Origin of the sequence: Lentzea sp. NEAU-D7, assembly GCF_026242055.1 — a bacterium.
GTDB lineage: Bacteria > Actinomycetota > Actinomycetes > Mycobacteriales > Pseudonocardiaceae > Lentzea.
In genome coordinates this window covers 20,344-41,833 of sequence record NZ_JAPJDL010000007.1, presented here as the reverse complement: position 1 = coordinate 41,833, position 21,490 = coordinate 20,344, and the positions used below count along the sequence as shown (strand labels likewise).

The window sequence follows — 21,490 nt, the reverse complement described above, 5'->3', positions numbered from 1 at the left end:
ACCATGTCGCGTCTGGCATGGTGGGAGCCATGCGGCGACTGGTGCTCCTGTTGGCTGTCCTCGTGTTCGCGTCCGGCTGTGCGCGGGCGGTCGTCGAGGGCAGTCCGGTCGCGCAGGCTCCGCTCGACGTGACCTCACCGTTCGACAAGGAGGGGTCCACGGACCCCAGTGCCGAGCCCAGCGAGTCCGAGGACCCGGAGACCGCGCCGATCGACGGCGAGATCACGCCCCACTGCGCCAAGCTGAAGTGGACGGACCTGCCCTACCCCGGCGCCAAGGCCGAGACGCCGCCCACGCAGATCAACTACGACTCGACGTTCGAGGAGTCGTGCCGCTGGACGACGAAGATCGACGGCGTCGAGGTCGGTGTCTCCCTGCGCTTCCGGGAGGGCACGCCGATCAAGATCGAGCGCACCACCGGCGAGTGGGACGTGAAGGGCCACAAGGTCGCGTACCTGAACCGCACGGGCGAGCAGGAAGTCGAACCGTCTTGCGTGCTCGCCCTGCCCTACAGCGGTGGCGGGCTCGGCATCATCGTCATCGACTCGAGCGGCAAGTTCGGCGACGTCTGCGAGCAGGGCCGCAAGGTCGCCGAGGTCATGATCGACCGCGAGACGGCCTAACCGCAGCAGCCTCCGCCGCAGCACCCACCGCCGCCACCACCACCGGGCGCGGCCTGCTGCGTACCGCCGATACCGGCCATGGACAGCAGCTTCACGGTGTCGGGATGGCCCTCCGGGCAGTTCGCCGGCGAGGACGACTCGCTCATCGGTCGCTGCACGTCGAAGGTGTCGTCGCAGGTTCGGCAACGGAACTCGTAGGTCGGCACGCCCTGATTCTACGAGCGGTTAACGTGTTGTCGTGCCACGTCGTAACAGCCCCAAACCCAACGAACCCCGTCCCCTCGGTGGGGGTGTGGGCTGGGCGCGCACCGAGTCGGGCCCGGACGGCGACTGGCTGGTCCGCGCCATCTCGGGTGCGCAGGCGCAGAAGACCTACCGCTGCCCCGGCTGCGACCACGAGATCCGTCCCGGCGTCGCCCACGTCGTGGCGTGGCCCGCCCAGGAGACGGGCTCGGTGGAGGAGCGCCGGCACTGGCACCAGGCGTGCTGGGACTCGCGGGGGCGGGGGGGGGCGGCCGCCCCGCGGGGGGGGGGGGCAGGTCCCGGGGGGGGGGCGCCGCGCCGCCGGGGCCCCCCGGGGGGGGGCGCCCGCGGGGGCCGGCGCGGCCCGCCCCCACGTCGCTGGTAGTCGTCAGATACCGGTCTGCTCGCGCCACCGTTCGAGGCGGAAGCGGAACTCGTCCGGCTGCTCGACGGGCGGCAGGTGCCCCGAGTTCTCGATGCGTTCGCTCGTGGAGTGCATGAGCGTCACGGCGAGCTTCGCGGCGACGTCGGGCGGCGTGAGCTTGTCGTGTTCGCCCACGAGCACCAGGGACGGGACGTTCAGCGACTCCAGCACGTCCGTCGAGTCCGGCCGCTTCGCCATCGCGCGCTGCCACCACGCCACGTCCTCGGCCTGCTGGTCGAGGATCATGGTGCGCACCGACGCCCGCGCCGTGTCCGACGCGTCCGGGCCGAGCAGGTTCGGCAGCATCGCGTCCGCCAGCCACTCGCCGACGCCCTCGCGTTCGACGCGGTCCGCCATCGCGTGCCGGTTCGCGGCCGCTTCCGGCGTGTCCGCGGTGTGCTTGGTGTCGACGAAGACCAGGCCCTTGACGCGGTCCGGCGCACGCCTGAGCAACGCCATCGCCACGTAGCCGCCCATCGAACAGCCGCCGAGCACGACGCGATCAAGGTTCCGTTCGTCGAGCACACCGAGCACCTGTGCCGCGACGGTGTCGAGGTCGGGCTCACCGCTGCCGCGCAGCGACGGCGTCAGCGCGCCCGGCACGTCCCACATCCGCGCGTCGAGCGGAAAGGCGTGCAGCAGCACCAGGTCGTCCATCAGCTCTCCCACTCCGGCGCCAGCACCGACCACACCTCGAGGTCCTGGCGAACCCCGCGGTGCAGGAAGTACGAGCGCAGCACGCCGTCCCTGCTCATCCCGAGCCGCCGCGCGACCGCGATGCTGGGCGCGTTCGCCGACGACACCAGCCACTCAACCCGATGCACGCCGCGCTCGCGAATCACCCAGTCGATGAGGAGCTTCGCCGCCCGCGTGACCAGTCCCTTGCCGGTCGCGGCCGGCTCCAGCCAGCACCCGACCTCGGCGCGGCCCTGCGGGACGTCCATCACGCGCAGCAGCACGCCGCCGACCAGCTTGTCGTCGAGCCAGATCCCGAAGATCCGCCCGGTGTCGGCCGCGGCCTTCTCCGCGTAGCCCTGCAGGAGCTCGCGGGTGCTCTCGAGGTCCTTCGCCTTGTCCGCGAACCCGATGTGCTGCCCGATGAACTCCCGGCCGCGCTCCATGTGCGCGAAGAACTCCTCGGCCTGCCACGGTTCCAGCGGCCTGAGCTCGGCACCCTCCGTGCCCAGCGACTTCACGAACATCCTGTTCCCCCAAGATGGTGTGTTGTGACGACACGAATCGTATTGGTGCGCCACGCGCAGGCCGTTCCGCCGCCCTTCGGCCTGCCCGACGACGGCCGCCGCCCGCTGACGCCCGCGGGCGTGGAGGCGGCGAGATCGTTGGCCGAGCGCCTCGTCGCGTACGGGCCGGCCGCGGTGCTGTCGAGCCCGCAGCTGCGCGCGGTGCAGACCGTCACACCGGCCGCCGACGTGCTGGGGCTCGCCGTGACGACGTGGCCCGAGCTGCGGGAGTGGGAGTCGGGCATGCTGCCGAGCGCGGACTGGGAGGAGCGGTACGCCCGCAGCTGGGCTGATCCGGGATCCGCGCAGGGCGAGGGGGAGAGCCTTGACGCGCTGACCTCGCGGGCCGGGAAAGCGTTGGCGCGCATGGCCGCGGAGTACCCGGAGGTGACGGTGCTGGTGGGGTCGCACGGGACGTTTCTGGCGCGTGCGCTGATCGCGGCGGGGCGCCGCGTGGACTGGGCGTTCTGGCGTGCGCTGCCTATGCCGGCTGTCCACGAGGTGGTGGTCTGACCTGCGCGGACGCGGAATTGTTGGTGCTGGCTGGGATAATTGAGATCAGGGGTCCCCCTGGGCGGGGGACCCCTGCGCGAGCTTGCGGCGCCGGATTTTTGGCCTGCTGCGCTCGCGTGAGCTTGGGCGGCACGAGCCTGTGCTGCTGCTACGGCGCGACTGCAGGAGCCTCGGGCTGCCTACCGTGGCGTGCGCTTGGGCGGCAGGGGCCTGGGGCCGCCTGCCGCCGCGTGAGCTTCTGGAATCAGGACTTCTTGGCGGTCTGCGGACGCGCGAGTTGTGCCGTGGGGCCGTCGACCTGAGAGGCCTGAGCCTTGGGAGCAGGTACCGGCTTGTTCGGCGCGGCGGGCGTGGCCTGCTGAACCGGAGACGCCTGCTTCGCAGGAGCCGGAGCCTGGGCCGGCTTGGCCTGCGCGGGAGCACTCGGACCCTGTGCCGGAGCCGCCTGGGTCGGAGCACCGGCCCCCTGGGCCGGAGCGGCTTGTGCCGGAGCTGAACCCTGCGCCTGCCCACCCGAACCCTGAGCGGAAGCGCCAGGCCCCTGAGCGGGAGCATTCGAACCCTGCGCCGGAGCGCTCGGGACCTGGGCCGGAGTGCCCGGCCCCTGCGGCGCGGTAGCGGGTGCCGGCTTCTCCTCGTCCACCGGGTCGAGCAGCGGCACGACCTCCTGCAGCGCCGTCCGCACGTTGTGGAGCTGGTGCGAGAGGCGGTTGCGGAGGTTGCGGAGCTGTTCGACGCGCTGCGTGGCGGCGGTGGTGCGGCGGTTGGCTTCCTCGGTGGCCTCGCGCACGCGGCGGTTCGACTCGTCGGTCGCTTCCTGGATGCGGGCGGTGGCCTCGGCGATCGCGTCGTGGCGGCGGCGGTTGGCCTCTTCGGTGGCCTCGCGGACTCGGCGTTCCGCGTCGGCCTTCGAGGTGCTCTGCTCCTGGGCGATCGCGGCTCGGACGCGGGCGGCTTCCTCGGCGGCCTCGCGCATGCGGCGGTCCGCCTCGGTCTTGGAGGCCGCTTCCTGGGCTGCCAGGGTCGCCATCGCCTCGGAGCGGCGGGCGGCCATCGCGATCTCGAAGTCCTCTTCGACGGTCACGCGGCGCTGCTCGGACTCGTCGGCGATCTTGCGGGCGGCGCTCTCGGCCTCGGAGACGATCTTCTCGGCCTCGTTGCGCGCCGTCTCCAGCACGCCCTTGTGCTCGGCCTCCATGGCCGCGCGGCGTTCGTCCAGCTCGGCGATCAGCGTCTCGTAGCGCTGGCGCAGCACACCCGCGTCGGCTTCCGCCTTGGCGCGGATGTGCCCGCCCTCCGCTTCGGCACGGGCCTTGATCTCGTTGGCCTCGTCCTGGGCCAGCCGCAGCATGCGCTGGAGGCGCTCGGAGAGCCCCTCCAGCGTCGTCGGCGGCAGTGACAGGCGCTCCACCTGGTTGCGCATCTCGGTGATCTCCGAGCGTGCGGCTTCCAGCTGGCGCGCCAGGTCGGACGTCTGGGACACGGCGGCATCGCGGTCCGCGGCGAGCAGCCGCAGGTCCGAGTCGAGGCGTTCGAGATGATCCTCGACCTGAGCGCGGTCGTAACCGCGCTTGACGATGTCGAAGCCGGATCCCAGTGGGACGAGGTCACGGTCGTCGGCGAGGCCCATGCCCCTCACGCTACCCGTTCGGGTAACCCCGGAAGGTCATACACCCCGGAATCGATTGATAGCTGTGAGGTGCTTCGCGCGCAGTTCGTGATCCAGCACACCAAGACCTTCTTCCGGCGCAAGGCAGAGCACGCCGACCTTGCCCTGGTGCACGTTGCGGTGGACGTCGTGCGCCGCCTGGCCCGTTTCGTCCATTGAGTACACCTTGGACACCGTCGGGTGGATCTTTCCCTTTGCGATCAACCGGTTCGCCTCCCACGCCTCGCGGTAGTTCGCGAAGTGCGAGGAGATGATGCTCTTCAGGTTCATCCACAGGTAGCGGTTGTCGTACTGGTGCATGTACCCGGAGGTCGACGCGCACGTCACGATCTTGCCGCCCTTGCGCGCCACGAACACCGACGCGCCGAAGGTCTCGCGGCCGGGGTGCTCGAACACGATGTCCGGGTCCTCGCCGCCCGTCAGCTCACGGATGCGAGCGCCGAACCGCTTCCACTCGCGCGGGTCCTGCTCGTGCTCGTTCTTCCAGAACTTGTAGCCCTCGGCGGAGCGGTCGATGATCAGTTCGGCGCCCATGGAACGGACGATCTCCGCCTTCTCCGGCGAGGAGACGACGCAGATGGGCGTGGCGCCACCGTTCAGCGCGAACTGCGTGGCGTACGAACCGAGGCCGCCCGACGCGCCCCAGATCAGCACGGTGTCGCCCTGCTTCATGTTCGCGCCGTTGGTCGACACGAGCTGGCGGTACGCGGTGGAGTTCACCAGGCCCGGCGACGCCGCCTCTTCCCACGTGAGGTGCTTCGGCATCGGCATCAGCTGGTTCGACTTCACCAGCGCGAGGTCCGCGAGGCCACCGAAGTTCGTCTCGAAGCCCCAGATCCGCTGCTGCGGGTCGAGCATCGTGTCGTTGTGGCCGTCCGGCGCCTCCAGCGGCACGTCCAAGCAGTGCGCCACGACGCGGTCGCCCGGCTTCCACGCGGTGACGCCGGGACCGGTGCGCACGACGACGCCGGCCAGGTCCGAGCCCACGACGTGGTACGGCAGGTTGTGGCGGCCACCCAGCTTCTTGAGGAAGCCGAACGTGGACACCGGCTCGAAGATCGAGGTCCACACGGTGTTGTAGTTGATCGCGGACGCCATGACGGCGACCAGCGCCTCACCAGGACCGAGCTCCGGCGTGGCGACCTCGTCGACGTGCAGCGACTTGCGCGGGTCCTTGTCCCGCGTCTCGAGGCCCGAGAACATGTCGGCCTCGTCCGCGTGCACCGTCACGCCCCGATAGCTCTCCGGAACGTCCAAGGAACCGATCGCGTCCAGCTCGTCGGCCAGGATCGCGTCAAGGATCTTCTGCACGGCGGCATTCCTTCCCGAGTGAGGGATAGTCGCAGGTTGCCGGAGGTTACTCAGCAGTAACCGATTCAGATGCGCGCTTGTGAGGGATTCCACTCAGAAGTGTTGACCGGGCGGCCAACCAAGGAGGACGATCGAAGCGTCCGAGCAAGGAGGAGGTGGTGGAGATGACCAAGGCGTGGACCAGGTGGCAGGACTGGGCCGAGGTGGCGATCGGCGTTCTGGTGCTGCTGTCTCCGCTCGTCGTGGACACCTCGAACGCGGCCATGTGGACGATGATCGTGCTCGGCGCGCTCATCGCGGTCGACGGACTCGTCGACCTCGCCAGGCCCGCGATGATCTACGGGGAGTACGTGCAGATGGTGCTCGGAGCACTGCTGTTCATCTCTCCGTGGGTGATGGGCTACAGCGACCTGATGGCGGCCTCGTGGGTCTCCTGGGTCGGTGGTGTGCTCACCGTGGCCGCGGGGGCGCTGGCGATGCCCTCCGCGAACGCCGCGCACTCGGCCGCGGCGCAGCCGCACTGATCAGCCGGAAAACCTGTGGGCCCAGGAGCTTCTTGGGCCCACACAGCCGTGGAGGAACGCGTGGAGGACTCGGCCAAGGAACGCATCCTGGCCGCGGCGGAGGAGCTCTTCGCCGACGGAGGCTTCGACGCCACCCCGACCTCGAGGATCGCCGAACGCGCCGGCGTGCCCAAAGGCCTGGTGCACTACTACTTCAACCGCAAGAAGGACCTGCTCGCCGCGCTGGTCGCGCGGTTGCCGGACAGCACGGTCGACCACCGCAGGGTCGTCGTCGCGGGAGATGTCGCGGAGTCGCTCAGAAGGCTCGTGGCCGCGCTCGACGCGCGCCTGAACGCCTCGCCGCTGCTGTCCCACCTGCTGTGGCGTGAAGCGGATACGCATTCGGCCGTGCGCGACGCGATGCGGGCGCGCTACGACAACGTCGCGGCGCAGATCAAGCAGGTCATCCTGGCCGCGGGCGGCGCCGCCGTCGCGATCAAGGACGTCGAGGCCGCCGCGGCCCTCCTCGCGCTGGCCGTCAGCTACCGCCATTCGGTGGCGAGGCACAGCGACGAGGAGGACCCGATCGACCGCGAACTGGCTTTCGTCGCTAGCGCTTTGCAGGCTCGACCAGCTCGATGAGCACGCCGCCCGCGTCCTTCGGGTGCACGAAGTTGACCCGGCTGTCGGACGTGCCGCGCTTGGCCGCGTCGTAGAGCAGGCGCAGGCCCTTCGCCCGCAGCGCGTCCGCCGCGACGTCCACATCGGACACCCGGTAGGCGAGCTGCTGCAGGCCGGGACCGGAGCGGCCGATGAACTTGGCGATCGTGGAGTCCTCGTTCAGCGGCGCCAGCAGCTGGATCGCGGTGCCCGCGTGGTCGCCGGGCGCGTGCAGCATCGCCTCGCGCACGCCCTGCTCCTCGTTCACCTCTTCGTGAGCGACCTCAAGGCCGAAGTTGTCGCGGTAGAACGCGATGGCGACGTCGAGGTCGGGCACGGCGATGCCCACGTGGTCGATCGCGGTCACGAATCGAGCGAGGTCTGCGTTCATAGCGGGCAAGGGTATCTACCTGATCGGTGCAGGTGCTCCTGTGCGGGGTCTCACACGATTACCGCCCAGTAGCCCCAGGTATGGTGCCTAGTTAACGACCGTTCGCTCTTCCAATGGAGGCAGTTGTGTCCGGTTCCGTGATCGTCGCCGGGGCGCGTACCCCGATGGGCCGACTGCTGGGGTCGCTCAAGGACTTCTCGGGCGCCCAGCTGGGTGGCGTCGCGATCAAGGCGGCACTGGAACGCGCCGGCGTGGCCCCCGAGCAGGTGCAGTACGTGATCATGGGTCAGGTGCTCACCGCCGGTGCGGGCCAGATTCCCGCCCGCCAGGCCGCGGTCGCCGCGGGCATCCCGATGAGCGTGCCCGCGCTGACCATCAACAAGGTCTGCCTGTCCGGCATCGACGCGATCGCGCTGGCCGACCAGCTGATCCGCGCCGGCGAGTTCGACGTCGTCGTGGCCGGTGGCCAGGAGTCGATGACGCAGGCGCCGCACCTGCTGCCGAAGTCGCGCGGCGGGTTCAAGTACGGCGACGTGACGATGGTCGACCACATGGCGCACGACGGTCTGTTCTGCGCGTTCGACCAGGTCGCGATGGGCGTCTCGACCGAGAAGTACAACGGCCGCTACGGCGTCACCCGCGAGGAGCAGGACGCGTTCTCCGCGCGGTCGCACCAGCTCGCCGCGAAGGCCGCCGAGAACGGCGTGTTCGACGCCGAGATCGCGCCCGTCGCGATCCCGCAGCGCAAGGGCGACCCGATCCTGTTCAGCACGGACGAGGGCGTCCGCGCGGACACGACCGCCGACTCGCTCGGCAAGCTGCGCCCGGCGTTCGCCGCGGACGGCACGATCACCGCGGGCTCGGCGTCGCAGATCTCCGACGGCGCGGCCGCCGTGGTCGTGATGAGCAAGGCCAAGGCCGAGGAGCTGGGCCTGGAGTGGATCGCGGAGATCGGCGCCCACGGCGTCGTCGCGGGTCCCGACGCCTCGCTGCACGAGCAGCCGTCCAACGCCATCAAGGCCGCGTGCGCCAAGGAGGGCATCGACCCCGCCGACCTCGACCTGATCGAGATCAACGAGGCGTTCGCGGCGGTCGGCATCGTCTCGTCCCGTCAGCTCGGAATCTCCGAGGACAAGGTCAACGTCAACGGCGGCGCCATCGCGCTGGGCCACCCGATCGGCATGTCCGGCGCCCGCATCGCGCTGCACCTCGCTCTCGAGCTGCAGCGCCGGGGCGGCGGCGTGGGTGCCGCGGCACTGTGCGGTGGTGGTGGTCAGGGCGACGCTCTGATCATCCGCGTGCCCGCCAAGGCCTAGTGTTCCCGGCTGTGGCCACAGCTGTTGACGTAGCAGGACTGGTCGACCGCGCGCGTGACGGCGAGCCGCGCGCGGTCGCCAGACTGATCTCGCTGGTGGAACAGGCGAGCTCGGCCCTTCCGGAGGTGGCCGCGGCGCTCGCCCCGCACACCGGCAACGCCCAGGTCATCGGCCTGACGGGCGCCCCGGGCGTGGGCAAGTCGACCTCCACGAACGCTCTTGTGCGCGCCTTCCGCGCCGAGGGCAAGCGTGTCGCCGTGATCGCCGTCGACCCGTCCAGCCCGTTCTCCGGCGGTGCCCTGCTGGGCGACCGCGTGCGCATGGGTGACCACGCCACCGACCCCGGCGTCTTCATCCGCTCGATGGCCACCCGAGGCCACCTCGGCGGCCTCTCCTGGGCGACCCCGCAGGCGTTGCGCGTGCTCGACGCCGCCGGCTTCGACGTGGTCCTCGTGGAGACGGTCGGCGTCGGCCAGTCCGAGGTGGAGATCGTCGCCCTCGCCGACACGACCATCGTCCTGCTGGCGCCTGGCATGGGCGACGGCATCCAGGCCGCGAAGGCGGGCATCCTGGAGATCGCGGACGTCTTCGTGGTCAACAAGGCCGACCGCGACGGCGCGGACCAGACCGCGCGCGACCTCAAGTACATGATCTCGCTGGGTCGCCGCGACCGCTCCGGCCCGGCCTGGCGCCCACCGGTGGTCAAAACGGTGGCCGCCCGCATGGAAGGCCTCGACCGCGTGGTCGAGGCGATCGCCGAGCACCACACCTGGATGGCCGAGCACGGCGAACTCCTGGAACGCCGCCTGCGCAGGGCGGGCGCCGAGATCGAGGCGATCGCCGTGGACCGCGTCCGCACCCGCTTCGGCCCGGTGGACCAGCTCGCGAAGCGCGTGGTCTCCGGCGAACTCGACCCTTTTGCCGCGGCAGACCTGTTGATCAGCGGTAATCTGCGGCCATGACCGCTTGGGGAGCACCTCCACCCGTCATCGTCGACCTCGGCAAGAGCGACACCCGCAAGGTGCTGATCGGCGGCTCGGTCGCCGGGGTCCTGGGCATCCTCGCCCTGGTGGGCGCCGTCACCGCCTTCGTGGACGGCGAACCGGTGGGCGGCAGCATCGCCGCCGTCATCGGCATCGCGTTCACGGGCATCGGCGTCATGGCCGTCGTCAAGTGGAAGACCATCTCCCGCCCCCGCAAACTGGTCATCGAGCAGCAGGGCATCCGCCTGGACGACCCGCAGGGCATGCCGTGGGCGGTGGCCTGGCAGGAACTGGGCGCGATCTCGATCTCCCGCACCCGGGAACGCGCGGTCCAGCTGGCAGACGCCCTGGTGCCCAGAACCCTGGTGCGCGTAGACCTGCACCCGCGCGACCCGCGCCAGTTCCGGCCCGCGCACCCGACGATGGAGCCCCTGTGGGAGTTCCACCGGGTGCAGAACGGGTACCGGCTGCCGCTCGGCGACTCGGCCGGGTTCATCGGCCCGATCGACCACGGACTGAGGACGTTCGCTCCGCAGATCTACCGCGGAGTGATCGACGAGGGCTTCACGGTCGGCCTGCACTGAGCAACCAGCCGCTGCGCGGCAACGGCGGAGCCGAGCCACCCTCCCACCCAACGCAATGGCGAAGCCGAGGCGTGTGAACTACGGCCTGCCGAATAAGCGGTGGTGGCGCAACCCCGACGGCGATTGGGGCTTGACCTTGAGGGGGCGGGATGCTCCCCTCATGGGCACGGCCGGGCGCTTTTCAGCCCGGCCTTTTCCGGCCGTTTCAGCATCCCGCCAGAGGCTCAAGGTCAAGCCCCAATCGCTATCGACGCGCAGCGGCGATGACCGGCACCGGCTCGGTACTGCCCGCCCAACCACCCACGCAAAGCGACCCGAACGCATTGGCGGCCGCCCCGCTGGAACCGGCGCCAGCCGGCGCAAGCCGACCCGCGCTCTGCGAAACCCAGCACGCCACACGCACCCAACAAGACGCCCCTCTACTCTCAGTAGTCCCAAAGTTCACTGTTTGCAGTGCTGGTCTCCCCCTTGACTACGCTCGGGAGTTACCCTCAGTCGTTCGTGCGGTGGTCACTTCTATCCCCCTGAGGGGTGAAGCCGTGGGCGTCAAGGTGAGCACGGAACAGCGGGTGCTGGACGTGGTGCTGTCGTTCGCCGAGGACGACACCCTGCCCGAACTGCTTCGCCACGTCGTCGAGTCCGCCTGCGAACTGATCGAGGCCCCCTACGGCGCGCTGGCGGTGATCAACGGCCACAAGGAGCTCACCGAGTTCGGCGGCCACCACGACGGCCAGGTCGAGATCACGTCCGGTGACCCGCGCTCGATCGGAGTAGCGGACTTCCTGGGCGCGCCGATCAAGGTCCACGACGAGACGTTCGGCAACCTCTTCCTGGCGGGCAAGGCGGAGTTCACCGCTCAGGACCGCGACATCCTCGCCGCGCTGTCGACGGCGGCGGGCAGCGCCGTCGGCCACCTGGACCGCTACGAACAGGCACGCAAGCGCGAGGTGTGGCTTCGCGCCGCCGCCGAGGTGACCACCGACCTGCTGATGGGCACGAACGGCCGTGACGCGCTCTACCTCGTCGCGAAGACCGCGCGCACGACGGCGAACGCCGACTTCGCGGCGGTGGTGCTGCCCGATCGGAACGGTGATCTCGTCATCGAGGTGACCGACGGCGGTTCGTACGACGCCGAGGGCATGCGGGTGCCGAAAAAGGGCACCGCCACCTACCGGGTCTACCAGTCGGGCCAGGGCGAGTGCCACGACGAGGGCAGGCTGGCCGCGGTGCCGGGAGCGTCGGCGATCGTGCCGCTCACGGTGGGGGAACGGACGATCGGCGTTCTCATCGTCGCGCGACCGCCGGGTGAGCCCAGCTTCGACGACCCCGATCTGATCGAGGCCTTCGCGGCGCAGGCCGCGCTGGTGCTGGAGTTCACGCGAGCTAGGAGCGACACCGAGCGGCTCGCGGTGCTGGAGGACCGCGACCGCATCGCGCGGGATCTGCACGACCTGGTGATCCAGCGGCTGTTCGGGCTCGGGCTCGGGTTGCAGGGGCTGATCGGGATGAGCGGCAAGCCCGAGCTCGTCGAGCGGATCAGCGGGTTCGTGGAGGAGGTCGACCACACGATCCGCGAGATCCGCCGCACCATCTTCTCCCTGCAGGAACCGCCGTCCGGGAGCACGAGCCTGCGCGGCCAGCTGCTCAACGCGGTGCACGAGTCCGCACGCCTGCTCGGCTTCGAGCCGGACGTGTCGCTCGAAGGGCCGTTGGACAGCGTTGTGCCGGACCAGGTTCGGCCCGATTTGCTCGCCACGCTCCGGGAGGCGCTAACGAATGTGGTGCGCCACGCGAGAGCTAAGCATGTCGCTGTTGCCGTGAGCGTGGATCGCACCGTGACGAGCCTTGAGCTCATGGTCAAGGACGACGGCCGGGGCTTGCCGTTGGCTGACGATTCCGACGGCGTGCCCCATCACGCCGGTGGACTGGCGAACATGGCGGCTCGGGCGCGGCGTCACCACGGCGACTGCGCGGTCGACTCGATCCCCGGTGCGGGAGTGAGCATCACCTGGTTCGTCCCACTGGTGCTGCAGGAGGCGAGATGGCGATAGCGGTGCTGCTCGTGGACGACCACGAGATCGTGCGGCGCGGGCTCGTGCAGTTGCTGGCGCAGGCGGAGGACGTCGACGTCGTCGGCCAGGCGGACAGCGCCACGGCCGCGGTCGCGCAGGCGACCCGGCTCAGACCCGATGTCGCGATCATCGACGTGCGGTTGCCCGACGGCGACGGTGTCACGGTGTGCCGGGAGATCAGGAGCCTGGTGCAGCCGCCGCCCGCGTGCCTGATGCTCACGTCCTACTCGGACGACGAGGCGCTGTTCGGCGCGATCATGGCCGGCGCGGCCGGCTACATGCTGAAAGAGGTGTCCGGCAACGACCTCGTGGCCGCCGTCCGCACCCTCGCCTCGGGCGGGTCGCTCCTGCACGCCGGCGTCACGGCCACCGTCCTGCAACGACTCCGCGGCGGGCCCGAGGAGGATCCGCGCTACGCCGCGCTGAGCCCCCAGGAACGCCGCATCCTCGACCTCATCGCCGAGGGCATGACCAACAGGCAGATCGCGAACCGCCTGTTCCTCGCCGAGAAGACCGTCAAGAACTACGTGTCGTCACTCCTGCACAAGCTGGGCTTCGACCGCCGCACCGAGGCGGGCGTCTACGCGGCCCGGCGCAGACGCGCCCACCCCGGCACCTTCTAGGCGATCTTCGGCAGCGGGTTCATCGCCACCGCCGGAACTTCCTTCTCCGCCAGGCGTTCCGTCTTCGCCCACGTGTTGCGCCCGGCGAAGTGCCGGTACAGCGCGCGCAACGTCGACACCGAACCCAGGATCAGGAAGAGCGGATAGGCCAGGCTGACGAGCAGGCATCTCCACAGCGGTTCGTCGCCGTGCTTGAGCCGGTGCACCAGGCCCCAGATGAGGCCGGGCAGCAGCAGGGCCACCAGCCAGATCCCCAGCGCCAGCAGGGTGCTCGAGCCGCTCGCGGTGAACCCGCCGATCTCCAGCCCGGTGAACTGCGCGTAGAAGTTGACGCCCACCAACGCGGTGACGAGCACCGTCATCGGCGCGACCAGCCACGGCGTCAGCAGGTACTGCAGGAACTCCATCAGCGCGACGGAACCCACGTGCTTGGCCCTGATCAGCTTCGGCACGTACCCGAGGCACTGCAGGTTGCCCTGCCCCCACCGGGTGCGCTGCCGCAGCAGCCGCTGCACGTCGACCAGGCCCTGCTGGGTGATCGTCGCGTGGGTGGCGTACCGGATGCGCTGGCCGGTCAGGTGCACGCGCAGACCCAGCTCCAGGTCCTCGACCAGGCACGCCGACCACGGCGCCTCGCCCAGGTCCATCAACGTCCTCAGGCGCACGAACTGGCCGTTGCCGCCGAGCCCGACCGTGCCGACGGCGTCCCGCAACGACTGCGAGGCGTCGACCACGCAGCTGAACTCCAGGTCCTGCAGGAACGCCAGCAGGTTGGTGCGGTTGTGGATCCGGACACGGCACTGCACGGCGCCGACGGCGCGTTGTGCGAAGTACGCGGAGATCTCGGACAGCATGCCGGGCTCGCCGCGGCCGTCGCCGTCGATCACGCCGACGATCGTGCGGTGGACCGTGCCGGCCTCCTCCGCGATGCCGCGGATGTAGGCGAAGGCGTGGTTCAGCGCTTCGCCCTTGCCCTTGCGGGCGTCCGGCAGGGTGCGTCTGAGCACGTGCAGCCGGTGGTCGTCGATCTCGGCGAGCACGCGCGGGGTGCCGTCGTCCGAGCCGTCGTCGACGACGACGACCTGAACCGGTGTGCGGGCTCCGTCCAAAGCGAGTGCGGCACGCACGGTATTTGCTACGACACGTTCCTCGTTCAACGCCGGAATGATGATCCAGTACTGCAAAGGATGCCGCGAGGGAACTCCCGGTCCGCCCGGTTTCGGACGCCACCAGACAAACAGTGCGAGCACCAGGTTGTAGCAGGGCCAAAACACCAGCAGGACGAGCATGAACGTCGCGAATTGTGTCGTGTCTGTCATGACACAAACCTGTCTACAAAAGCGGTTGCGGGAGCAACAACAACGGACCGGATGTGAAGTTGAGTCATTCTGGCTCCTGGTAACGAAGCGCTGGGCCGGTGCGAGATACCAGACAGCAAGGCCAGGAGCAGGTGTTCAAGGCGAAGATCGTGGTCAGCTTAGCAGGTCGTCACCTGGCCATATCGGGTACGAATAGACCTTCGTTACACGAGGTTCGCACAGTCGATCACCGATATGGCGGTACCCCGCGAGACGGGTACCAATTGATTGTCGGCGGTGCCCGAACACCGCGATGATGGCGCACGTTCGCCGCGCGTGCCTGGACGTTCAAAGAGGTAGAAGATGGGACTAAGTGCCCTGGTGCCCGGCCCTCGGCAGTTCTACCGGGGGGAGGTTCCCGAAGTTTTCCTGGTCGCGGGAACGCGCCCTGAAGCAGTGAAGATGGCGCCGGTGGCCGCGGCGATGTTCGCGTGCGGTCGTCTCCGGCCCGTCCTCGTGAATTCGGGGCAGCACCCGGAGATGGTCGACCAGGCGCTGGAGTCGTTCGGCTTCACGGCCGACGTCAGGCTGAAGCTGAACCGCGTCACCGGCGGCCAGGCCGAACTGACCAGCCAGCTGATCGAGGAGCTCGACCGGCTCTTCGCCGAACGCACGCCGGGCGCGGTGCTCGTGCAGGGCGACACGACGACGACGCTCGCGGGCGCGCTCGCCGCGTTCTGGCGGCAGATCCCCGTCGTGCACCTGGAAGCCGGGCTGCGCTCGCACGACCTCACCTCGCCGTTCCCCGAGGAGGGGAACCGCAAGATGGTGGGCCAGCTCGCGTCACTGCACCTCACGCCGACCGCGGACTCGGCCGCGCACCTCGCCGCGGAGTCGTTGCAGGGCAACAACGTCCTGACCATCGGCAACACCGTGGTGGACGCCGTGCTCGACGTCGCCGCCCGCCGCGCGCCCTACGGCGACAGCCGGCTGCAGGAGATCGAGAACCGGGTCCACGCCGGACAGTCGCGGCTCGTGCTGGTCACGGCGCACCGCCGCGAGTCGTGGGGCGAGCCGCTCGACCAGGTGCTGCACGCCGTCGCGGACATCGTGCGGGAACGGCCCGACGTTGAGGTCGTGCTCCCCGCGCACCCGAACCCCGACGTCCGCCAGCAGGTGGTGGACGTGCTGGGCGGCGTCGCCCGCGTCACGGTCACCGACCCGCTGCCGTACGCCCAGATGGCCCGGCTGCTCGCGCAGAGCACGCTGGTGCTGTCCGACTCGGGCGGCATCCAGGAGGAGGCGCCGTCGTTCGGCGTCCCGGCGCTGGTGCTGCGCGACGTGACCGAACGCATGGAGGCGGTCAACTCGGGCTGTGCCGTCCTCGTCGGCACCGACCGCGAGCGCATCACCGCGCTCACCCTCCAGCTGCTCGACAGCCCCTCCGCGCGCGAGGCGATGACCGCCGACGGCAACCCGTTCGGCGACGGGCTCGCGTCCGTGCGCACCGAACAAGCACTGGCCTGGCTGCTGGGCCTGCAACAGCAGCGACCCGCCGAGTTCGCTCCTTACGCGGGCAGCGCGACCGTGCGCATGTCCGGAGAGGTTGATGTGGCATGAGAAGCCGACTGCTCAAGGTCGCCGCCGGGGTTGCGCTCGCGGTAGCGATGGTTCCCGCGCCCGCCGCCCAGGCCGCGCCCCTCCCGCTCAAGCTGGACGCCGTCGGCGAGCTCGCGGAGAACGTGCTTCCCGCGCCGCCGCTGACGACCACGAAACCGTCCGCGACCAGCTCACGCATCACCAAGCGCACCACGCAGCCCGGTGTCATCTCCACCGCTTTAGGCACGCTCGGGCTGGCCTCGGCGCAAGCCGGCACGAACGGGGGCGGCGCGCCCGGTGCGAAGGCGTCGCAGAAGACGCTGATCCTGTACGACAGCACGGGGCCGTGGGCGTGGCTGGGTGAGGCCTACGCGGTGCAGGCGGGCAACCTCGCGTCGCACGGCAGCGCGTACGCCATGCACCCCGTCGGCTCGTACACCGCCGGCGAGATGTCCGGCTACACCGGCGTGATCTACATCGGCTCGACCTACGACGAGCCGATCCCGGTGGCGTTCCTCGACGACGTGCTCGCGGGCAGCAAGCCGGTGCTGTGGATGGCGCACAACATCTGGCAGCTCACCGCGCGTGCCCCGAGCTTCCAGGCCACGTACGGCTGGAACTGGGTGCAGTACGACACCGGTGCCGCGACCACCGTCCGCTACGAGAACACCGACCTCGGCCGCAACCCGCTCGCGACCCCGTCCGGTCTGATGATCACCTCGATCACCGACCCGGCGATCGCGTCGGCGCCGGCCGTCGCGACCGGCTCGGCGGCGGGCCCGATCAACTGGGCGACCAAGGCCAGGAACCTGACCTACATCGGTGAGATCCCGTTCAGCTACGTCGACCACGGCGACCGCTACCTGGCCGCGGCGGACCTGATCAGCAAGGTCTCGAACCCGGCGATGGCCGACCGCAAGCGGGCGCTGGTGCGCATCGAGGACGTCGGCCCCGACGCCGACCCGAACGAGCTGCGCGCGGTCGCGGACTACCTTAAGTCGCAGAACGTCCCGTTCAGCATCGCCGTCTACCCGCGCTTCGAGAACCCGCTGGGCGCCGACAACAACGGCGTGCCGGAGGCGGCGAACCTCGCGCAGAAGCCACAGGTCATCAAGGCGCTGCAGTACATGGTCCAGCGCGGCGGCACGATCCTGATGCACGGCTACACGCACCAGTTCGGGAAGCTGGTCAACCCGTACGACGGCCGCAGCGGCAACGACTTCGAGTTCTACACGGCCCACGTCAACGAGAACGACAGCGTGATCTACGACGGCCCGGTCCCCGGTGACTCGGCGGCGTGGATGCAGGGCCGGATCAACTCGGCGACGACCGCGCTCGCGCAGGCCGGCTTCCCGAAGCCCGCCATCTTCGAACCGCCGCACTACGCCGCGTCGGCCGTGGACTACCAGGTCATCCAGCAGAACTTCGGCAAGCGCTACGACCGCGGCCTGTACTTCGCCGGGTACTGCCCCGGTGGCGCGTGCGGCGCCGGCACGCCGCAGTACGACAAGATCTACGGCCAGTACTTCCCGTACCTGGTCCGCGACGTCTACGGCTCGGTCGTGGCGCCGGAGGCGGTGGGCAACGTCGAGCCCGAGCCGTTCAACAACCACCCGGCTCGCCTGCCGGCCGACCTGGTCAAGACGGCGAACCAGCTCAAGGTGGTCGATGATGGTGTCGCGAGCTTCTTCTACCACCCGTACCTCGGTACCGGGTACCTGCAGCAGACCGTCTCGGGGCTGAAGAACGCGGGCTACCAGTTCGTGTCCGTCGGCACCGTGATGGCGGGGTGACAAGGAGGTCCGGTGCGCTGGACGTGGGCGGTGCTGCTGCTGGCCGGGTGCTCTGCCGGTCAGGTGGCGCCGCCGCACCCCGGCGCCACCGACGAGGGCTGGCAGGTCACCGTCTACTACACGGCCGTCGAGTCGTTCCACAGCGGACCCGCGGTGGCCGTGCGGGGCTGCCGGGTCATCGACTGCGAGCACGGTGACGACCTGCTCGGCACGGTCCCGCGGTCGTTCGCGCGGGCGGTCGAGGACGAAGGTACCGGCCGGATGACCTCCGGCCGGTACCTCAACTGGTCCCACGACAAGGGCTACTGGCTGGACGACGAGCCGCGCGACTCGTTCGGCAAGCCCCTGAAGCCCTTCGTCTCCGCCGCCGCCGACGGGGTCAGGACCGGCTCGCGGATCAAGCTGGTCTCGTGTGGACAGACCCCCGAGGGCGGCAACGTCGACCCGGTCGTGTGCCGCAAGCTCGCGTCCTCCTCCTGGGAGATCACCGACGAGTTCACGCCAGGGCTCGGCGGCGAGCGGCACATCGACCTCTACCTGGGCGAGGAGACCGGACCGGGGTTCACCGAAAGCCCCTGGTACACGACGTTCGCCCAGGCCGTGCTGGAGATTCACCAGCCGAGCTGAACCGCCAGCTCCCGCGCCCTGGTGAGCGGGTTGCCCGTGCTCTCGCCGGGTGCCGGCAGCGGCACGCCGGGGCAGCTCAGGTCCTTGCGCGGCACCACGCCGTCGACGAGGTAGCTCTCCACCACGTCGCTGACGCAGTCGTTGCCGAACTCGTAGATGCCGTGGTCGCCCTCGTCCCGCACGGTGAGCATGCGCGAGTTGGCGAACTTCGCGTGTGCCCGTTGCGCGCCCGCGAGCGGCGTCGCGGGGTCGCGCACCGACTGGACCATGAGCGCGGAGTCCACGCCCTTGCCGGTGGGGCGCTTGAGGTGCACGTCGGGGCGGTCCCACCACGCGCACGGGCCGGTCACCTGGTAACCGCCGACGAGCGAGTACTTCTTGACGCTCCTGTTGCCCTCGCGCTCCAGCGACTTGCGGTCACCGCGGAACGGGGTGTCGTTGCACATGATCGACATCTGCGTGCCCATCAGCGCGTCCGGGTACTGCTTCGGCGCCGACTTGGCCAGCGCGGCGGGCTGTGCGATGTACGCGAACAGCTCGGCCGTGCCCGCGAACGAGTCCTTGCTGTACAGACCGCCGAAGATCAGTGCGTCCAGCAGGACCGGCGTGACGACGGTGCCGTCCGGCAGCGTGAGGGGCTGCTCGGCCAGCCGTGCGCGGGTGGTCTCGTACTTCTGGCGCACCTCCTCCGCGGTCTTGCCGAGGTGGAACACGTTGTCGTACTTGGCGACCCACGGCAGGAAGTCGACGCGGAACCGGAGCTCGGCGCCCGCCGGGAGGTTGTCGAACACCTCCTGCCACGACTCGGTGAACTCGGTGTTGGAGTCGAGCACGATCTTGTCCAGCGTCTTGGGGAAGTAGGTGGCGTAGTAGGCGCCCATCCAGCTGCCGGCGGAGTAGCCGATCCAGCTGACCTTCTTGCGGCCCAGGATCTGCCGGAGCAGGTCGAGGTCGCGCACCGTCTGCTCGGTGGTGATGTACCTGCCGAGCTCGCCGGACTTGGTCTGGCAGAACTTCGCCTGCAGCTCCATGCCGCCGTAGATCAGGTCGAGGCCCGCCTCGCTGCGGTCGCGCCAGTCGCTGGCGAGGCGGTGCTGGTAGCCGCCGCACGTGACGTTGTCGCTGCCTCCGGTGCCGCGCGGGTCGATGCCGACGACCTCGGCGTTCTCGCTGAGCTTCGGCCGGTTCAGGTAGATCATCGGCAACGTGCGCCCGGCACCGCCGGGGCCGCCGGGGTTGGTGAAGACCGTGGTCTTCGCCTTGCCGTTCAACGGAACGGTGCGGCTGACGGCGATCGTGATGGTCTTGCCGTTGCGCGGGTCGTTCCAGTCCATCGGCGCGGTGAAGCTGCCGCACTCCAGCCGTTCGAATCCCGGCTCGTCGGTGCACTTCTGCCACGTGATCCGCTGGTCGGCCAGTCCGGCCGCCTGGGCCGGTGGCGCGATCAGCAGCGATGTCGCGGTGACGGCGGCGAGTGCCGCCGCGATCTTCTTGCGGTGCATGCGTTTCCCCCTGCTACTTGCCGAGATGGGTCGCGAGCCGGCGTGCGTTCGCGAGCGGGTTCTGCTTCGTCTCGCCCGGGGCGGGGAGCGGAACTCCCTGGCACGTCAGGTCCTTCACGGGCGTGACGTCGTCGACGAGGTAGCGCTCGACGATGTCGTTCACGCAGTCGTTGCCCAGGCCGTAGATGCCGTGGTCGCCCTCGTTCTCGACGGTCAGCATCACCGAGTTCCTGAAGTTGCGGTGTGCTCGCTGCGCGCCTTCGAGCGGCGTCGCCGCGTCGCGCACGGACTGCACCATCAACGTCGTCGGCACGCCGATTCCGGTGGGCTTCTTGAGGTTCACGTCCGGCCGGTCCCAGAACGCGCACGGACCGGCGATCTGGTAGTAGCCGACGAGCGGCCACTTCGCGCCGTTCACCGCGGCCTCGCGTTCGAGGAACTTCCTGTCACCGCGGAACTTCGTGTCGTTGCACAGGATCGAGTAGGCCGTGGCGGTCTGCGCGTCCGGGTAGGTGGCCAGTGCCTTCGGCTGCGCGGGCACGGTGCCGGCGAGCTCCGCGAAGATCTGCGTGCCCTGCTCGAAGCTGTCCTTCACGTAGAGCGTGCCGCGCAACAAGAGGTCGAACTGCACGCCGTTGTACACGCCTTCCGGCCGCGTCACGGGCTGCTCGTTGAGCTTGGCGCGGGTGCGTTCGTAGGACTGGCGCACCTCCTCGGCGGTCTTGCCGAGGTGGAAGACGCTGTCGTACTTCGCCACCCACGGCAGGTAGTCGACCCGGAAGCGGCGCTCGAAGCCCATGCCCCAGTCGTCGAACGCCTCCTGCCACGGCGAGGTGAAGTCGACGTTGGAGTCGAGCACGATCTTGTCCAGCGTCCTGGGGAAGTACGTGGCGTAGTAGGCGCCCAGCCAGCTGCCGCCCGAGTAGCCGAGCCAGCTGACCTTCTGCTTGCCCAGCACCTGCCGCAGCAGGTCCAGGTCCTTCACCGTCTGGTCGGTGGTGACGTACCTGCCGAACTCGCCCGACCGGGCCTGGCAGAACTCGGCGTGCAGCTTCATCGCGCCGTAGACCAGGTCGAGGTTGGCCTTGCTGCGGTCGCGCGGATCGGTCAGCCCCGTCGCGTCGAAGCTGCCGCAGGTGACGTTGCTGCTGGCGCCCGTGCCGCGCACGTCGATGCCGATGATCTCGGCGTTGTCGCTCAGCTTGGGCCGGTCGAGGTAGACCAGCGGGAGGGTGAGACCGGGTCCGCCCGGCCCGCCGGGGTTGGTGAAGACGGTCCGCTGGGCCTTGCCGCTCTTCGGCGCCAGGCGGCTGACCGCGATGGTGATCGTCTTGCCGTTGCGCGGGTTGTTCCAGTCCATCGGCGCGGTGAAGCTGCCGCACTCCAGCCGGTCGCCGCCCGGCGGAAGCCCCGGCGGCGGCGTGTCGAAACACTTCTGCCACTGGATCTTCTGCGTGGGTGCCGCCGTCGCCTGTGGTGCGATGAGCAGGGATGTCGCGGTCACGACGGCCAGTG

21 protein-coding genes and 1 pseudogene are annotated in these 21,490 nt (G+C 69.7%); 13 read left to right on the top strand and 9 right to left on the bottom strand.

The window, feature by feature from the left end:
• The first annotated feature begins 29 nt into the window (after positions 1–29).
• Positions 30–623 carry a DUF3558 family protein gene (locus tag ORI60_RS15955; RefSeq protein ID WP_266038080.1) on the top strand — a complete coding sequence of 198 codons (594 nt, stop codon included), beginning with the start codon at positions 30–32 and terminating at the stop codon, positions 621–623.
• Here the strand turns inward: ORI60_RS15955 and ORI60_RS15950 are convergent.
• A complete protein-coding gene (locus ORI60_RS15950) occupies positions 620–829 on the bottom strand; it encodes an FmdB family zinc ribbon protein (RefSeq protein WP_266038079.1) in 210 nt (69 codons plus the stop codon). The genes ORI60_RS15955 and ORI60_RS15950 overlap by 4 nt on opposite strands.
• Before the next feature lie 32 nt (positions 830–861).
• Here ORI60_RS15950 and ORI60_RS15945 point away from each other — a divergent pair.
• Positions 862–1,149: pseudogene (locus tag ORI60_RS15945) on the top strand (hypothetical protein); the annotation flags it as partial.
• A 105-nt stretch (positions 1,150–1,254) separates the two neighbouring features.
• On the opposite strand, the gene ORI60_RS15940 reads toward ORI60_RS15945, so the two are convergent.
• The gene (locus ORI60_RS15940) at positions 1,255–1,947 is read right to left on the bottom strand and encodes an alpha/beta fold hydrolase (protein WP_266038078.1); all 693 of its coding nucleotides are present in this window, start codon (positions 1,945–1,947) and stop codon (positions 1,255–1,257) included.
• Entirely contained in the window at positions 1,947–2,492 is a 546-nt protein-coding gene (locus tag ORI60_RS15935; protein ID WP_266038077.1) for a GNAT family N-acetyltransferase, read from the bottom strand. The genes ORI60_RS15940 and ORI60_RS15935 overlap by 1 nt, the downstream gene beginning before the upstream one ends.
• Before the next feature lie 24 nt (positions 2,493–2,516).
• Between ORI60_RS15935 and ORI60_RS15930 the strand changes: the two genes are divergently transcribed.
• Positions 2,517–3,044, top strand: coding sequence for a histidine phosphatase family protein (locus ORI60_RS15930; protein ID WP_266038076.1), 528 nt, complete (start codon positions 2,517–2,519; stop codon positions 3,042–3,044).
• Between the two features lie 244 nt (positions 3,045–3,288).
• Here the strand turns inward: ORI60_RS15930 and ORI60_RS15925 are convergent, their stop codons facing one another.
• Both ORI60_RS15925 and ccrA read right to left on the bottom strand, forming a co-directional pair.
• On the bottom strand, positions 3,289–4,674 hold the full coding sequence (locus ORI60_RS15925) for a chromosome segregation protein (RefSeq protein WP_266038075.1): 1,386 nt from the start codon (positions 4,672–4,674) through the stop codon (positions 3,289–3,291).
• Between the two features lie 36 nt (positions 4,675–4,710).
• Positions 4,711–6,024 (bottom strand): crotonyl-CoA carboxylase/reductase, encoded by a 1,314-nt coding sequence (ccrA, locus tag ORI60_RS15920; protein ID WP_266038074.1) that lies wholly within the window; start codon positions 6,022–6,024, stop codon positions 4,711–4,713.
• Between the two features lie 164 nt (positions 6,025–6,188).
• Here ccrA and ORI60_RS15915 point away from each other — a divergent pair, with 164 nt between their 5' ends.
• Positions 6,189–6,548, top strand: coding sequence for an SPW repeat protein (locus ORI60_RS15915; RefSeq protein ID WP_266038073.1), 360 nt, complete (start codon positions 6,189–6,191; stop codon positions 6,546–6,548).
• Positions 6,549–6,608: 60 nt separating this feature from the next.
• Complete coding sequence (locus ORI60_RS15910; protein ID WP_266038072.1) at positions 6,609–7,169, top strand: TetR/AcrR family transcriptional regulator; 561 nt, start codon at positions 6,609–6,611, stop codon at positions 7,167–7,169.
• Here ORI60_RS15910 and mce read toward each other — a convergent pair.
• A complete protein-coding gene (mce, locus tag ORI60_RS15905; RefSeq protein WP_266038071.1) occupies positions 7,138–7,578 on the bottom strand; it encodes a methylmalonyl-CoA epimerase in 441 nt (146 codons plus the stop codon). The genes ORI60_RS15910 and mce overlap by 32 nt on opposite strands.
• Before the next feature lie 125 nt (positions 7,579–7,703).
• Between mce and ORI60_RS15900 the strand changes: the two genes are divergently transcribed.
• From ORI60_RS15900 to ORI60_RS15880, 5 genes are all read left to right on the top strand, one after another.
• Positions 7,704–8,894 carry an acetyl-CoA C-acetyltransferase gene (locus ORI60_RS15900; protein WP_266038070.1) on the top strand — a complete coding sequence of 397 codons (1,191 nt, stop codon included), beginning with the start codon at positions 7,704–7,706 and terminating at the stop codon, positions 8,892–8,894.
• A gap of 11 nt (positions 8,895–8,905) precedes the next feature.
• Entirely contained in the window at positions 8,906–9,856 is a 951-nt protein-coding gene (gene meaB, locus ORI60_RS15895; protein ID WP_266038069.1) for a methylmalonyl Co-A mutase-associated GTPase MeaB, read from the top strand.
• Complete coding sequence (locus tag ORI60_RS15890; RefSeq protein ID WP_266038068.1) at positions 9,853–10,461, top strand: hypothetical protein; 609 nt, start codon at positions 9,853–9,855, stop codon at positions 10,459–10,461. Before meaB ends, ORI60_RS15890 begins: the two co-directional genes overlap by 4 nt.
• 539 nt (positions 10,462–11,000) lie before the next feature.
• The gene (locus tag ORI60_RS15885) at positions 11,001–12,512 is read left to right on the top strand and encodes a GAF domain-containing sensor histidine kinase (protein WP_266038067.1); all 1,512 of its coding nucleotides are present in this window, start codon (positions 11,001–11,003) and stop codon (positions 12,510–12,512) included.
• Positions 12,503–13,156: a response regulator gene (locus ORI60_RS15880; RefSeq protein ID WP_266038066.1), complete on the top strand. Its 654-nt coding sequence runs from the start codon at positions 12,503–12,505 to the stop codon at positions 13,154–13,156. Before ORI60_RS15885 ends, ORI60_RS15880 begins: the two co-directional genes overlap by 10 nt.
• Here ORI60_RS15880 and ORI60_RS15875 read toward each other — a convergent pair.
• The gene (locus ORI60_RS15875; protein ID WP_323055918.1) at positions 13,153–14,445 is read right to left on the bottom strand and encodes a glycosyltransferase family 2 protein; all 1,293 of its coding nucleotides are present in this window, start codon (positions 14,443–14,445) and stop codon (positions 13,153–13,155) included. The genes ORI60_RS15880 and ORI60_RS15875 overlap by 4 nt on opposite strands.
• Positions 14,446–14,817: 372 nt before the next feature.
• Here ORI60_RS15875 and wecB point away from each other — a divergent pair, with 372 nt between their 5' ends.
• Genes wecB through ORI60_RS15860 form a run of 3 tightly spaced genes read left to right on the top strand, consistent with a single transcriptional unit; the run spans position 14,818 to position 18,473 of the window.
• On the top strand, positions 14,818–16,074 hold the full coding sequence (gene wecB, locus ORI60_RS15870; protein ID WP_266038064.1) for a non-hydrolyzing UDP-N-acetylglucosamine 2-epimerase: 1,257 nt from the start codon (positions 14,818–14,820) through the stop codon (positions 16,072–16,074).
• Positions 16,071–17,846, top strand: coding sequence for a polysaccharide deacetylase family protein (locus tag ORI60_RS15865; protein ID WP_266038063.1), 1,776 nt, complete (start codon positions 16,071–16,073; stop codon positions 17,844–17,846). Before wecB ends, ORI60_RS15865 begins: the two co-directional genes overlap by 4 nt.
• 12 nt (positions 17,847–17,858) lie before the next feature.
• On the top strand, positions 17,859–18,473 hold the full coding sequence (locus ORI60_RS15860; RefSeq protein WP_266038062.1) for a hypothetical protein: 615 nt from the start codon (positions 17,859–17,861) through the stop codon (positions 18,471–18,473).
• Here ORI60_RS15860 and ORI60_RS15855 read toward each other — a convergent pair.
• Together ORI60_RS15855 and ORI60_RS15850 are read right to left on the bottom strand one after the other, a co-directional pair.
• Complete coding sequence (locus tag ORI60_RS15855; RefSeq protein ID WP_266038061.1) at positions 18,458–19,975, bottom strand: alpha/beta hydrolase; 1,518 nt, start codon at positions 19,973–19,975, stop codon at positions 18,458–18,460. The genes ORI60_RS15860 and ORI60_RS15855 overlap by 16 nt on opposite strands.
• Before the next feature lie 13 nt (positions 19,976–19,988).
• On the bottom strand, positions 19,989–21,479 hold the full coding sequence (locus tag ORI60_RS15850; RefSeq protein WP_266038060.1) for an alpha/beta hydrolase: 1,491 nt from the start codon (positions 21,477–21,479) through the stop codon (positions 19,989–19,991).
• Positions 21,480–21,490 lie beyond the last annotated feature (11 nt).